The sequence below is a fragment of the Maricaulis sp. genome, from assembly GCF_048270095.1.
Lineage (GTDB): Bacteria > Pseudomonadota > Alphaproteobacteria > Caulobacterales > Maricaulaceae > Maricaulis.
This window is the reverse complement of sequence record NZ_JBLWTL010000005.1, coordinates 34039-47020: the sequence shown is the minus strand read 5'-3', so window position 1 is coordinate 47020 and position 12982 is coordinate 34039. Positions and strand designations below refer to the sequence as shown.

Annotated in this window: 12 protein-coding genes; 5 read left to right on the top strand and 7 right to left on the bottom strand. The window is 62.1% G+C overall.

Annotation, left to right across the window (positions count from 1 at the left end; all coding sequences use genetic code 11):
• Window positions 1-206: 206 nt before the first annotated feature.
• Window positions 207-1763: an ArnT family glycosyltransferase gene (locus ACN0YJ_RS04740; protein ID WP_417495492.1), complete on the top strand. Its 1557-nt coding sequence runs from the start codon at window positions 207-209 to the stop codon at window positions 1761-1763.
• On the opposite strand, the gene argC is transcribed toward ACN0YJ_RS04740, so the two are convergent.
• From argC to ACN0YJ_RS04725, 3 genes are read right to left on the bottom strand one after another with little or no spacing between them, the layout of a single operon-like run.
• A complete protein-coding gene (argC, locus tag ACN0YJ_RS04735; protein ID WP_417495491.1) occupies window positions 1764-2693 on the bottom strand; it encodes an N-acetyl-gamma-glutamyl-phosphate reductase in 930 nt (309 codons plus the stop codon).
• The gene (locus ACN0YJ_RS04730; protein WP_417478315.1) at window positions 2690-4018 is read right to left on the bottom strand and encodes an acetylglutamate kinase; all 1329 of its coding nucleotides are present in this window, start codon (window positions 4016-4018) and stop codon (window positions 2690-2692) included. The genes argC and ACN0YJ_RS04730 overlap by 4 nt, the downstream gene beginning before the upstream one ends.
• Entirely contained in the window at window positions 4015-5025 is a 1011-nt protein-coding gene (locus ACN0YJ_RS04725; protein WP_417489551.1) for an N-acetylornithine carbamoyltransferase, read from the bottom strand. The genes ACN0YJ_RS04730 and ACN0YJ_RS04725 overlap by 4 nt, the downstream gene beginning before the upstream one ends.
• Before the next feature lie 243 nt (window positions 5026-5268).
• On the opposite strand from ACN0YJ_RS04725, the gene kdsB reads away from it, so the two are divergent.
• Together kdsB and ACN0YJ_RS04715 are read left to right on the top strand one after the other, a co-directional pair.
• Window positions 5269-6051: a 3-deoxy-manno-octulosonate cytidylyltransferase gene (gene kdsB, locus ACN0YJ_RS04720; RefSeq protein WP_417495490.1), complete on the top strand. Its 783-nt coding sequence runs from the start codon at window positions 5269-5271 to the stop codon at window positions 6049-6051.
• Window positions 6048-6695: a histidine phosphatase family protein gene (locus tag ACN0YJ_RS04715; protein ID WP_417495489.1), complete on the top strand. Its 648-nt coding sequence runs from the start codon at window positions 6048-6050 to the stop codon at window positions 6693-6695. Before kdsB ends, ACN0YJ_RS04715 begins: the two co-directional genes overlap by 4 nt.
• Before the next feature lie 88 nt (window positions 6696-6783).
• Here the strand turns inward: ACN0YJ_RS04715 and ACN0YJ_RS04710 are convergent, their stop codons facing one another.
• The 3 genes from ACN0YJ_RS04710 to ACN0YJ_RS04700 form a co-directional block, all read right to left on the bottom strand.
• Window positions 6784-7146 carry a hypothetical protein gene (locus tag ACN0YJ_RS04710; RefSeq protein ID WP_417495488.1) on the bottom strand — a complete coding sequence of 121 codons (363 nt, stop codon included), beginning with the start codon at window positions 7144-7146 and terminating at the stop codon, window positions 6784-6786.
• A gap of 120 nt (window positions 7147-7266) precedes the next feature.
• Window positions 7267-8136, bottom strand: a complete 870-nt coding sequence (locus tag ACN0YJ_RS04705) for an alpha/beta fold hydrolase (protein ID WP_417495487.1) — start codon at window positions 8134-8136, stop codon at window positions 7267-7269.
• A complete protein-coding gene (locus ACN0YJ_RS04700; protein WP_417495486.1) occupies window positions 8136-9788 on the bottom strand; it encodes a spinster family MFS transporter in 1653 nt (550 codons plus the stop codon). The genes ACN0YJ_RS04705 and ACN0YJ_RS04700 overlap by 1 nt, the downstream gene beginning before the upstream one ends.
• 262 nt (window positions 9789-10050) lie before the next feature.
• Here ACN0YJ_RS04700 and ACN0YJ_RS04695 point away from each other — a divergent pair, with 262 nt between their 5' ends.
• Complete coding sequence (locus ACN0YJ_RS04695; RefSeq protein WP_417495485.1) at window positions 10051-11742, top strand: M28 family metallopeptidase; 1692 nt, start codon at window positions 10051-10053, stop codon at window positions 11740-11742.
• Between the two features lie 70 nt (window positions 11743-11812).
• Here ACN0YJ_RS04695 and ACN0YJ_RS04690 read toward each other — a convergent pair whose 3' ends face one another.
• Complete coding sequence (locus ACN0YJ_RS04690) at window positions 11813-12418, bottom strand: helix-turn-helix domain-containing protein (RefSeq protein ID WP_417478338.1); 606 nt, start codon at window positions 12416-12418, stop codon at window positions 11813-11815.
• 110 nt (window positions 12419-12528) lie between these two features.
• Between ACN0YJ_RS04690 and ACN0YJ_RS04685 the strand changes: the two genes are divergently transcribed.
• Window positions 12529-12657, top strand: coding sequence for a hypothetical protein (locus ACN0YJ_RS04685; protein ID WP_417478307.1), 129 nt, complete (start codon window positions 12529-12531; stop codon window positions 12655-12657).
• Window positions 12658-12982 lie beyond the last annotated feature (325 nt).

Sequence of the window (12982 nt, the reverse complement as noted above, 5' to 3'; positions counted from 1 at the left end):
CCGTGCCCGCACCCAACCTGAATCCGCGCCTCAATGGCTGAATCGCGCAAGATATGTGTTTGCAGGGCGGTATTTGCTCAACATACGGGGGGCGAAGCCGGTGAGGTCACGACAATCCCTGTCCACAGCACCCTTTACGGGCCGCAGCGGAAAGGGCATAGCCTGCGGCGAAAATGTTACACTTTCTTAAGACCTGTGAGCCCTCAATGGTTGAGTTCAGACAAAATAACCCGCAATGGTCGTGGACATGGGGACGGGCGGCCCTGGCCCTGATTCTTGGCATCGCCCTGACGCGGATTGTGGCGCTCGCACTCAATCCAATTGAGCTCTACGCCGACGAATCCCAGTATTGGGTGTGGTCGCTACAACTTGATTGGGGCTATTTTTCCAAACCGCCGATGATCGCCTGGCTGATCAGGCTGATGACGACAATATTTGGCGATACCGAGTTTGGCGTTCGGCTCGCATCGCCCCTGCTGCATTCAGCAACCGCGAGTTTCCTCTTCCTCAGCGCCCGCAAGCTCTGGGACGCGCGCACCGGTTTCTGGGCCGCGCTGATCTATCTGACCATCCCGTCCATGTGGATTTCCGGTGCCATCATTTCCACCGATGTGCCGGCCATGTGCGCCTGGTCTGCAGGCCTTTATGCCCTGCTGCGTCTGCGCGACGGCGGCGGCTGGGGCAGCGCGGTTGGACTGGGCCTGGCGATCGGTCTCGGCTTCCTGTCGAAATATGTGCTGATCTATTTCGTGCTGGGCCTCGGCATTTGTCTCGTGATCGACGCACCGACACGCCATGCCCTGCTGAATCTTCGCGGCGCCCTGGCGATGCTGATTGCCGCCGCGCTGCTAACGCCGAATATCCTGTGGAACGCGGCCCATGACTTCGCCACCGTGAGCCATACCGCCGCCAACGCAAACTGGGGTGGCGACCTGTTTCACCCTGCCGAGTTGTTTGAATTTCTCGCCGGCCAGCTGGGTATTTTCGGACCGGCATTCTTTATCGTCTTGCTGGCGATTCTGGGCGGGATTGTCTGGCGCTTCCGCGCGACCTTGCCAGACTCGCGCCTGCTCGCCGCTTTCATCCTGCCAGCCCTGCTGACGGTATCCGCCCAGGCCTTTATCAGCCGCGCTCACGCCAATTGGGCCGGGGCGGCCTATATCGCTGCCACCTTGCTCATCGCCGCCTTCCTGTTGCGAGGTCCAGCCTGGCGGCGCGGCGTTCTCTATGGCTCGATCGCCTTTCATACGGCGCTCGGCCTGTTCATGACGGTGGTCGTGGTCAACCCGCCCCTGGTCGAAGCCTTCCATCTGGAAAACTCGACCAAGCGGATTCGCGCCTGGCAGGAAACAGCCGACGCCATCAGCCAGGCCAGCACCGCCGCTGACTACAGCGCCATCGTGTTCGATGACCGCAATATCTTCCACCAGATGCAGCGCTATGGCAGCGACACCAATCCGTCCCTGGCAATGTGGTTGCGCTATTCCGGACCGGTCAATCATGCCGAACAGGAATGGCCACTGGATGACGGGCATCTGGCGCCCGTCCTGATCGTCTCGCACCGGCCACTGGAAGTCGCGAAAATGCGTGAGGATTTCGACCAGTTCGACGCTGCCGGAAGCGTGTCGATCGCGCTTGATGGTGACAAGACGCGAGAATTCACCCTGTGGCGGGCACAGGGCTATCACCGCATCGAGCGTGACCAGGCCTATGAGGCGTACTGGCAGGCAGTTGACGCGGCAGTACAGGCCGGGGACGGCTGATTATTCGGGCAGGTCCAGCGCCAGACAGAGATTTTGCATGGCCTGAACGGCGGCACCCTTGAGCAAATTGTCGAGGGTGGACACGATGACCACGTGGCGCCCGTCGGCGCTGACACCGAAACCGCCAACCACAGCGCCGGGCAGGTCTGCCCCGTCACGCACCTCCGGCGTTTCTCCGGTCACCCGCACCAGCGGCTCGCCGCGATAGGCCGTCTCGTAGAGCGCAATCAAGGCATCACGCGTGACGGGTTCGGCAAGAGACAGATGGACCGTCGCCACAATGCCGCGAAAGAAGGCGGCAACGTGTGGGGTAAAACGAACCTCGATGCCCATGTGCCGAGACATTTCGCGCTCATGCAAATGCCCGGTCAGGGCATAGGGCATGAGATTATCACGCAGGGCCTCAATGTCATTCTTGCGCGAAGGCGTGGTGCCCGCACCGGAATATCCGGAAACACCGAACACATGCGGTTGGGCCGCCAGCCGATCGCGCAGCGGCGCAATCGCCAGCTGCCCGGCGGTCGCATAACAACCCGGATTGGCGATCCGTTTCGCCCCCCGCAGGGCGTCGCGGCCATGAATTTCCGGCAGTCCATAAGTCCAGTCATCGTCGAAGCGGTAGTCCGCGGACAGGTCGACAATCACGGTATCCGGCCTCGCCGCATCAATTGCGGCAACGAATGAATGGGCCGCCCCGTTTGGCAGGGCGAGAATGACCGCATCGGCCCCGCGATCAGCGACCGCGTCGGGCGAGAGCGACTCGAACAACAAGCCGCTCGTGATCTCTGGCGCCATATCGCACACAGGCTGGCCGGCCAGTTCGCGTGAGCTGGCAAAGACGAGTTCGAGGCCATCGCGAGCCGCAATCAGGCGCAGCAATTCGCGCCCGGTATGGCCACGGGCCCCGACCAGACCGATCCGCTGCCTCATGGCGCAGGCTCCAGCGTCGGCGGCAGATCAAACACCCGGGTGACGACGCCATCGATCTCGGCCGGACGAATGTCCTCGCCGCGCCAGAAGACCGTCCACTCATCGCGCCGGATCGCGCCGTCACATTCGTCGAAATAGAAGCCGTTGACCGGGTTGGCGGTGCGCGAGCGCCAGATCAGGCGTGGTGCATAATCAACCAGGCGGTTCCAGACGGTCCGGCCCAGCCCCTCACCGCGCGCATCGTCGAGCACGGCAAATTTGTCGAGATAGATCCAGTCGTCGAGCCGGGTCGTGATTGCGGCGGCGCGATAACTGTCCGTGACGAACGCGTGGTCGAGCACAAGATTGTCCCAATAGCCGGCGATGGGCGCGCGCCCGAAGGCCGTCGTTACCAGCGAATTGAGGCGGCCAAGGTCGAGATCGGCCTTGGAAGCTGTCGAGAGGATGGTCTCGCCGCGCCGGATCAGCGTGCCCGCACCGGCATGGGTAAACAGTTCACGCGCCAGTTCTGCCGGGCTGGTGATCGAGACCGAACTGGATAGCGGCAAATCGTCGAGCAGACGCTTGATCTCCTCCAGTTTCAGCCGCATGCCGCCATTGACCCATTCGGCTTGCATCAGGCCCGCATAATCGGTCGCCAGATTGATCGAGGACAGGACATCACCCCACTCATCGAGCAAGCCGCCGGTGCCGGTCAGGAAGACAACCTTATAGGGTTGCAAGGCATGCACGAGGGCGCGCACAGCGGAATCGGCATTGATATTGACCAGGCGTCCATCATGGGTCTCGCCCAGGCACCCCAGGATTGCCGCCTGGCCGGCCCGCGCGGCAGCAGCAACCAGCTCAAGATGGACTTTCGTCGGCTCGCCGACACGGCCAAGCTTTTCCTCATCGACCAGCCGGGCCTCGAACACGCCGCGCGGCACAGCCGCAGCGCGGCCGCCCGCTTCGCGGATGGCGTCGACCAGTTGAAGATTGGCCTGGGTCAGCGTCTCGCGAATGATCGGGATCGCATTCTCACGCGTCACCCGCAGGCCATTAATGCGTTCCGTCCCGATACCCGCCTCGGACAGCGCAGCATCGAGTTGCGGTCCGCCACCATGGACCACGACCGGTGACAGACCCACCGATTGCAGGAAGGCCAGTGCCGTTGCGAGGCCGTCAAGATCCTCCTGGATCACCGCTCCGCCAACCTTGATGACGGCAAAGCGTTCCTGATCCACACCCGAAAAGCGTTGCAGGTATTCGCGGATCTCCTTGCCATCGCGCATATGCGACAGCAGGCGGACAATCGTCGGGCGAACGCCGGGGAGTTGCGACGTCACTTGACGCCTCCCTGATTGGCGAGCGCTTCCATCACGGCCTGTTGCACGGGCAGGCGGTTGGCTGCCTCCTCAATACCGAGGAAGGCGGGACTGTCGACAACTGCATCGGCGATTTTCACATTACGCCGCATCGGCAGGCAGTGGCTGACGGTGGCGTTATTGGTGAGAGCCATCTTCTCCGGCGTGATCATGAAATCCCGGCCCTTGGCACGGAAGGGCGCCTCGTCGTCCCAATGGCCGTAGAAGGGCAGCGCACCCCAGCTCTTGGCATAGACGGCATCGGCGCCGGAATAGGCTGCCTCGACATCGGTCATCATTGTCACCGAGCCGCCACCCTCGGCGGTGAAGCGTTCAGCGGCGCCCATATAGCGCTCATCAAGGCGGTAGCGCTCATCGGGCACCAGGAGGCGCACATTCATGCCGAACTTGGCCGCCATCAACAGGGCCGAATTGGCGACCGCCGTGTTGAGGGGTTTGGGGTGTGGCACCCAGGTCAAAAGGAAGGTCTTGTCCTGAACCGCACCGATCCGCTCCTGCAGCGCCAGCATCATCGCCAATTCCTGACAGGGATGGACGATGGTCTCCATATTGATCACCGGCACGGTGGAGTGTTTGGCGAAGGCCGAAATCATCGGGTCCTCGCGCTCGCTCGGCCAGTCCTTGAATTCAGGGAAACAGCGGATGGCGATCAGATCGACATAACTCGACAAGACCCGCGCCGCCTCGCGGACATGCTCCTCGGCGGTTCCGTCCATCACGGCGCCATCGGCGAATTCCAGCGGCCAGGTCGCCCCCTTGGCGTCAAGCACGATTGCATGGCCGCCCATCTTGTTGGCGCCAATATCGAAAGAAGTCCGGGTGCGCAGCGACGGATTGAAAAACAGCAAGGCAATCGACTTGCCTTCCAGCGCACGACTGACCGTGCCCGATTTGAAGGCGGAGGCGCGGTCAAGCAGGCCCTGCAATTCGGGGCGGGTCCAATCGGCAGTGGACAGGAAATGGCGCATCAGCTCTCTCGGCAATCATGATCGGGTAAACAGGTGTCATCGCCCATAGGGCGCGTGAGGCCACCTGTCCACATCTTGCGTGGAGAATGAAAGCAAAAACACCTGCGAGAACAGAAGCGCCCGCTGATTTTCTGCACAAGGCAGCACACACGCCACTGTGATGCGGTAATAACGTCCAAACTGGTAGTGGAAATCCGGCTGGTGATGTGGAACAAGCCGATAGCCTGTCAGGAGCCCTGTCAAATGTCCGTCATCGCCATCATTCCCGCCCGCTACGCATCCGGTCGCTTTCCCGGTAAACCGCTCGCGAAGATCGCCGGGCAGATGATGATTGAACGGGTCTGGCGTTCGACCAGTGCCGCGCCCGGGGTCGACCGGGTTGTGGTCGCGACCGACGATGAACGCATTGTCGCGGCCGCCGAGGCCTTTGGCGGCGAAGCCGTGATGACTGATCCGGCCTGCCGCAATGGCACTGAACGGGCCCTTGATGCCGTGAAGCGGCTCGGCAGCGACGCCGAAATCATCATCAATGTCCAGGGGGATGCGGCCCTGATCCCGCCCTGGGTGATTGGCGATGTCGCAACCGCCATGCGGGCCGACTCGGATCTGGCCATGGCGACCCCGGCGGTCAAAATGCCCGAGGAGACCGCCATCCGGATGCGCGAGATGAAGGCCAAGGGGATTGTCGGCGGCACCACCGTCGTCTTCAACCGGGCGATGGACGCGATGTATTTCTCCAAGGGCGTCATCCCCTTCCAGCGCCACCCCGAGGCCGGCACTCCGACCTGGCAACATATTGGCCTGTATGGCTATCGCCGCGAGACGCTGGAACAGATCGTCGCGCTCGATCCCTCGCCGCTGGAAAAGGCGGAGAGCCTGGAGCAATTGCGCGCCTTGGAAAACGGCATCCCGATCCGCATCGTACCGACCGATTATCGCGGCCGGTCAGCCTGGTCTGTGGATGCGCCGGAAGACGTGCCCGTGGTCGAGGGCATTATCGCCCGCGAAGGCGAGCTGGTGCCATGAGCAAGGTCCTTCTGGCGCGTCACGGCAATACATTCGGTCCCGGCGACAAGGTCGTCTGGGTTGGCGCCAAGGAAGACTTGCCGCTGGTCCACAAGGGTGAGGAACAGGCCGCAGCACTGGGCAATGCCCTGCGCGAAGCGCGCCTGACGCCGGAGCGCATTATCACCGGCCCCTTGCTACGCACGCGCCGCGCCGCCGAACTGGTTGCGGTCCTGTGCGGATTTCACGGACGGATTGAGATCGATGAACGCCTGCGCGAGATCGATTACGGCTCCTGGGGTGGCAAGTCCTGCGACGAGATCATCGCGGAGTTTGGTGCCCGGGCGCATCGCACCTGGAACGAAGAGCATCGCCGCCCTGACGGCGTTGACTGGTCACCTGACGAAGCGACACTGCGGGCCAATGCGCTGGCCGTGATGCAGGAGGCTGCGCTGAGCCGCCGCTTTGCGCTGGTCATCACATCCAATGGTGTCCTGCGCTATATGCACGGCGTGCTTGGCGGGGACGCTCATGACGCGAAGGTCAAGACCGGCAATATCTGCGCCGTCGATATCAAGGCCGGGCAACGCCTGTTCTGGAATGAAGCTCCCAGCGCCGAGCGGCTGCGGACGAGTTTAAATCCGACCCCCAGACCCGGATTTTAATTCAGTGCGCCGTCCCATGGCAGGCGGCTACCACCCTGAGCCAATGGGTTTTGCGCGCGCCAATCCGCCAGTTTGGGGAATGCAGAATCTAGAACCCGCGCAATCGACGGATCGCATATTCGGTCTGCCGCTCTTCGCGCTCGGCCTGAAAGCGACTCCTGCACCGTCGCTCACGCATATTGCTGCCATTGCGCCGACGCCAGCTACAGACGACATCGTCGGGCCGCCGGGCCGTCACGGAGATCCTGTCTCCATCCGCGGTCTCCGGCACCGGTTCTGACGGGTTCGCCGGATTATTCGCCGCCTCGCGCAAGGCCTCCAGATAGAGGCGTTCCGCGACCGCGTCGTTGGCCCCCGGCAAGGGGATGACCGGATCGCTGGACTGGCCCAGAGATGGCCCCGCCAGGAGCACAATCCCGCTGATCGCAGCGATCCGAAACATTCCGAACATCACCACATCTCTCCCGCACCGCGCACCGCCGACTGACACCATCCCAGGGCCGCGCTGAACAATTTCATGGCAGGGCGCGGCGGGGCATAAAGCGGCCAGCCGCGCCCAACATGGGAACGCTCAGGCAACGCGTTGCATGAAGGCCTCGATCGCCGTCCACGCCTCGGGCTCGGTCATGAAGGGCGCATGGCCAACATCAGGCACTTCGACATAGTCCAGGTCTGGCTTGCGCCGCTTCATTTCAGCGACGGTTTCCGGGGTCAGCAAATCACTGATCCCGCCCCGAATGAGCAGAGTCGGAAAAGCCTGGAACGGTTGCCAAAATGGCCACAGATCCGGCGCCACATCGCTCGAGTCAATCTGGCTGACGATCGGGGCGTCATAGGCGAGCTCGATCTGCCCTTCCTTGGCCTCAACCCAGGTCTTGTGGGCAAAATCGAGCCAGAATTCGGAGTCTTCCGAGCGCTTTGGGAAAGCGGCGAGATTGGCTTCGCGCGAACGCGCCGCCGCATCGTCCCACCGCGTCACGGGTTGGCGCACCGACACATTCGCCTTGATCCGGTTGAGCCCCGCCTCGGCGATTTCGGGACCAATATCATTGATGATGGCGGCTGCAATTCGTTGTGGTTGCTGTGCGGCAATCAACATGGTCATCAGCCCCCCCATCGAGGTGCCGACAAAGACGGCCCGTTCGATCCCCAGGGCATCGAGCAAGCCAATCATGTCGACCGCGTAGGTCAGCGGCTGGTAGCGCTCCGCTCGCGGATCAGCGTCGGAGCGCCCGCGTCCACGCTGCGACACCACGATGACCCGCCGCCCCAGCATGGCCAGGCGCGGCGCCAGGTCTTCGAAATCGCGAACATTCCGGGTCAATCCATGCAGGCAAAGGACCGGCACGCCACGGGCAGCTCCGACAGGCGCGTAGTCACGATAATGCAGACGTGGCCCGTCGACTGTCGAGAAGAAGTGATCGCTATAACCCTGTGTCATCAAGCCGGCTCGACGGCCCGATCCGTCTGATCAAGCGCTACATGCTCCACCCAGTCGCGCGCCAGATAGCGCGCGGCCCAGAACATGAAGCCTGCGGCAACGAGATACAGGCATGAGCCGATCAGGATGGAGATCCGCAATGAGCCCTCGCCATAGGTTGGCTCCAGAATGGTCGACAAGCGGCCCAGCACATAGACGCCGCCGCCAATTCCGAGGAGATTATTGACCAGCAGGAAGACCGAAGACCCGCTGGTACGCAGATGCGGCGGGAAAAGGTGCTGGAAGGCCGAGAGAACGGGCCCGAGCCATGCCAGACCCAACGCCGTCGGAACAAACAGGATGATCACCGCCATGGTGGCCGATGGCGACATGATCCCGGCCCAGTAGAGCGGCGCGGAGACCAGGAAGGCGATCGCCGGCACAAAGGCGAAAGCCGCCCGTTTGCGCTTGCCGATCCAGTCGCCCATCACACCGCCAAGGATAATCCCCAGGCTGCCGGCGAAGAAGAGAATGCCACCGAACAACCAGCCGGTTTCGGTCAGGGAGAGCTGGAAGCTGCGCGCGAAGAAGGATGGCAGCCAGAAGAAGACGCCATAGCCCATCATCGATGAGGCCGAGGCGCCCATGATCATCAGCCAGAAGCTTGGCTTCTCGAGCGCGAGATTCATGAATTCGCGGAAGAAGACGAAGAAGACACCAATCAGCGCCCCGGCGACGGCACGTCCGATCAGCCAGGCAATCGCGCCCATCCCAAAGCCCTCACCGGTCATCAGGGCGGGCACGCCCCAGGCGACGAGACCCGGGATCAACATCAAGGCGCTGGCGCCCATGGCGAGCACGGTCCAGTGTGCACAACGGCTGACCCACTGACCGGCAAGCCAGCCACAACCAGCGCCGACCACGGCTGCCAGGGCCAGCAGGCCGACCGACTGGATCGCCCCGCCGCCAAACACCATGACACTGAAAATCGCCAACAGGCTCGGCAAGGCAAACAAGACGGAACCGGCAATCGACAGGATGCGCGCCTTGGCGGGCGGATAGGCCGCTTCAGTCTCCAGGGCTGTCGGTCGCTTGGCGGGAACGCCGTCAAACTGGCCACGCCGGGGCTCGCGCACCAGAAGTTTGAAGACCGGTGCCAACAGCACACCGGCCAGGCCGACGATAATAAAGGCCGAGCGCCAATCGAGGCTGTCGGAGATGCCGCCGCCGGCAATCTGGGAACCGGCGATCACGCCGAAGGCGCTGCCCACGGGGATGCCCAGCGAGTAAATCGCCAGGGCCCGGGCACGCTTCTCTGGAGGATGATAGTCGGCGATGATGGTGTAGGCCGGAGCGACGCCCCCCGCCTCGCCAATCCCCACGCCAACACGGGCAAGGAAGAGTTGCATGAAATTGGTCGCCAGACCGCTGACAGCCGTGAAACCGCTCCAGACCAGGAGCGACCCGGTCATGATCCAGGTCCGGTTGACCCGGTCTGCGAACCAGGCGATCGGCACGCCCAGCGTTGAATAGAGCAGCGCAAAGGCGATGCCGCCCAGCAGACCGAGTTGCTCATCGGTCAGACCCAGGTCTTCCTTGATGGGGATGGCCAGAATGGAAATAATCTGACGGTCGAGAAAATTGAACGCGTAGACCAGAAACAGCAGCAACATGACCAGTTTGCTGTAACCCGCACTCGGCAATGGGGCCGCTTTCGACCCGGCTGGACTATCCGTCATTGTCTCTCCCCTGATATCATCCGGTCACATCACTGTGCCGGCTATCTCGATTTACACCAAACCTGAACCCTCATTCATGTTTGGTCAAACCCCAATTCCCTCAATCCTCTGCAAGCCGCAGCTTGCGCAAGCCTTGCCCGGGAGCAGGATGTGCCACACAATTGCATCGAAGCCCAACCGAATAGGGGAAACAGGGATGAGAAATCTGGTTATTGCCGCTGCGCTCAGCGGTCTGGCCCTCGCCGGCTGCAGCCAACCGGCAGACGAAACCGCCACCATTGCCACCGCCACCGCGTTCGAACCCGCCGTCATGGCGACGAGCGCAGAGATCAATGAAGCCGATTTGCGCTACCGCATTTCAACCCTCGCCGATGACGGGTTTGAGGGGCGCGCACCGGCCGCGCCCGGCGGCATTGCAGCCAGTCAGTGGATTGCCGACGAAATGGCCCGCATCGGCCTCGAGCCCGGCAATCAGGGCAGTTTTTTCCAGCCGGTCTCGCTGCTCGAGATAACCCTCGACACGGCACGCTCCGCGTTTGACGTCTTCTTCAATGGTGAACCGCTCGACCTCGCAATGGGGGATGATGTCGTCTACTGGACCAAACGCAACCAGCCCGAAGTCTCGGTCGATGCCAGCGATCTGGTTTTCGTGGGCTATGGCGTTGTCGCCCCGGAATATGGCTGGGATGATTATGCCGGCGTCGACGTGACCGGCCGGACTGTGGTGATGCTGATCAATGATCCCGGCTTCACCAATCCGGACGGCGGCATCTTCAATGGCAGTGCCATGACCTATTATGGCCGCTGGACCTATAAGTATGAAGAAGCCGCCCGGCAGGGTGCTGCGGCCGTGATCCTGATCCACCAGACCGCGCCAGCCTCCTATGGCTGGAATGTCATAACCGGCTCCTGGTCGGGCTCCCGCCTATCCCTCGCCCGCGAACCTGGCGAAGGCACATTTGCCGGGGTCGAGAGCTGGGTCACCGAGGATGTGGCACGGCACTTGTTCGAGCTCTCCGGTCTGGACTTCAACACGCTGACCGCCAGCGCGGCTCAGCCCGGCTTTACGGCCGTTCCAATGACCGGCCTGAGTTCAGCCGGCACGCTGTACAACACCACGCAGACCATGGATTCGCGCAATGTCGTTGGTGTCGTTCCCGGCACCGAGCGGCCCGATGAATACGTGCTCTATACCGGGCATTGGGACCATATCGGCATCCGGGACGTGCCGGATGACGAAGACGGCATCTATAATGGTGCGGTCGACAATGCTTCAGGCACGGCCGCCATTCTGGAAATCGGCCAGGCCTTTATCGCCAATCCACCCGAGCGTTCGGTCATGATCCTTGCCGTTACAGCGGAAGAATCCGGCCTGCTGGGTTCGGCCTATTATGGCGAACATCCGCTCGTGCCCTACAGCCAGACAGTCGGTGGCATCAATATTGACGCCATCATGCCAAAGGGCCGCTCGCGCGATGTGATTGTGGTTGGATATGGCGCTTCCGAATTGGAGGACATCCTCACCGAAGAAGCCGCCGCCCAGAACCGCTATATCGTTCCGGATCCAAATCCTGAGGCGGGCTATTTCTACCGCTCCGACCATATCTCGCTCGCCAAGCACGGCCTGCCAATGCTCTATGCCGATGGCGGGATTGATCTGATCGAGGGTGGCCGTGAGGCCGGCGAGGCCATCGGCGCAGACTACGGCGCGAACCGCTATCACGGTCCGGCTGACGAGTATTCGGTCGACTGGCAGATGGATGGCATGGTCGAGGATGTGACGCTGCTCTATAATGTCGGCGCACGCTTGGCCAATTCAGACGCCTGGCCGAATTGGTATGAAGGCAATGAATTCCGTGCCCTGCGCGACGCTCAGCGCACGCCGTAGACATCCTAGCCTGAACGGCAAAAAGGGCGGCCCGGCGGGTCGCCCTTTTTCGTACCCCGCTTTGGCGGGATCAGAATGTCTGGCGGGTGACGATCTTCTGGCCGCGCTGGTCGAGACGGCGCTGATACTTCTCGTCATCGAGCACAGCACCCGAATGGACGCAGAACACGGCCCGCACCTCGGAAATGCGGGGCCAGTGGATAAAGTCGCACAGCACTGTCCGCGGCGCGGCGCCATTCTTGAGCTCGATCCGGCCGAGGCTCTGGGCAAACACCAGATCGCTCCGGAACATGCCCTTGCTGCGCAAGGTCTCCTGAGTCTGCGTGAAGTCCCCTCCCAGGAAACGATCAGCCGGCCGGCCTTCGACCGCCTCGCGGGTGACACCAAATAATTCGAGGGCGCCGGCGGAAACCGCCTTCAGCACCCCCATTGAATCGGTTACGAATTCGATCCCGGGATTGAGCGAAACAAGGTCGATCCAGGTTGGGGCCGGCGCCACAACGAAGGCGTCCTGCACCAGCTCGGCCATACGGCGTTTGACCCGGTCGGGCGGATCCGATTCACCATTTTCCCAGCGCGAGATCATGGCTTGTGTGACCCCGAGATCAGCCGCGAGCGCAGCCTGTTTCAGGCGCTTCGACATCCGGAAGTTTCGGATAATCGACGGCCAGTTCACTTTGCTCGAAGACCCGGCGAGATTTATGTCCTGTACCAATTGAGCCCCCCTGGGCTTGATTCCCGTTGTGGTCGTCCGACTTCCCACTACCGAAATTGCGGCTGCGGGCGATGTCAGATGCTAACACGCGTATCGACACAGGCATCTACGGCATTTCCCGCGATTATGCCTCGTGGAAGGCCAACCAGATCGTCACGGCCGGGGCTCCACGAAGCCTCGCAATCATGCTGACGCAATAACCTCTGGTGCACTTTCAACGGTTTCGCGCATCGCGTCAAAGAATCCCGCTGCCTTGGGCCAGGGTTTTTGGGGCAATCGCCGCCGACACGCCGGGTCTTGCACCCGGAAAACCGACTAGCGCTCGAAATCCTTGCGATATTCAAGTCGGTTACAGAAAATTGCCCGGTTGCACGAAAGGACTGCATGAACTCCCGCAGCAGCGAACGGGCATGACTTCACCGCTGGTCTGTACCGAAAGCAACCGAGCCAGTATGGTCTTGGCAAGACTATGTCACGCCCCGGGGAAACCGGCCGGCGGCAGTGCGGGTCGAGTTTCAGTGGTGC

What these genes read in the sequence shown, in the direction of transcription:
- ACN0YJ_RS04740 (WP_417495492.1), top strand. Translation starts at nt 207, where the DNA reads ATGGTTGAGTTCAGACAAAATAACCCGCAATGGTCGTGGACATGGGGA.
- ACN0YJ_RS04695 (WP_417495485.1), top strand. Translation starts at nt 10,051, where the DNA reads ATGAGAAATCTGGTTATTGCCGCTGCGCTCAGCGGTCTGGCCCTCGCC.
- argC (WP_417495491.1), bottom strand. Translation starts at nt 2,693, where the DNA reads ATGAGGCAGCGGATCGGTCTGGTCGGGGCCCGTGGCCATACCGGGCGC.
- ACN0YJ_RS04715 (WP_417495489.1), top strand. Translation starts at nt 6,048, where the DNA reads ATGAGCAAGGTCCTTCTGGCGCGTCACGGCAATACATTCGGTCCCGGC.
- ACN0YJ_RS04700 (WP_417495486.1), bottom strand. Translation starts at nt 9,788, where the DNA reads ATGTTGCTGCTGTTTCTGGTCTACGCGTTCAATTTTCTCGACCGTCAG.
- ACN0YJ_RS04725 (WP_417489551.1), bottom strand. Translation starts at nt 5,025, where the DNA reads ATGCGCCATTTCCTGTCCACTGCCGATTGGACCCGCCCCGAATTGCAG.
- ACN0YJ_RS04685 (WP_417478307.1), top strand. Translation starts at nt 12,529, where the DNA reads ATGTCAGATGCTAACACGCGTATCGACACAGGCATCTACGGCATTTCC.
- kdsB (WP_417495490.1), top strand. Translation starts at nt 5,269, where the DNA reads ATGTCCGTCATCGCCATCATTCCCGCCCGCTACGCATCCGGTCGCTTT.
- ACN0YJ_RS04710 (WP_417495488.1), bottom strand. Translation starts at nt 7,146, where the DNA reads ATGTTCGGAATGTTTCGGATCGCTGCGATCAGCGGGATTGTGCTCCTG.
- ACN0YJ_RS04705 (WP_417495487.1), bottom strand. Translation starts at nt 8,136, where the DNA reads ATGACACAGGGTTATAGCGATCACTTCTTCTCGACAGTCGACGGGCCA.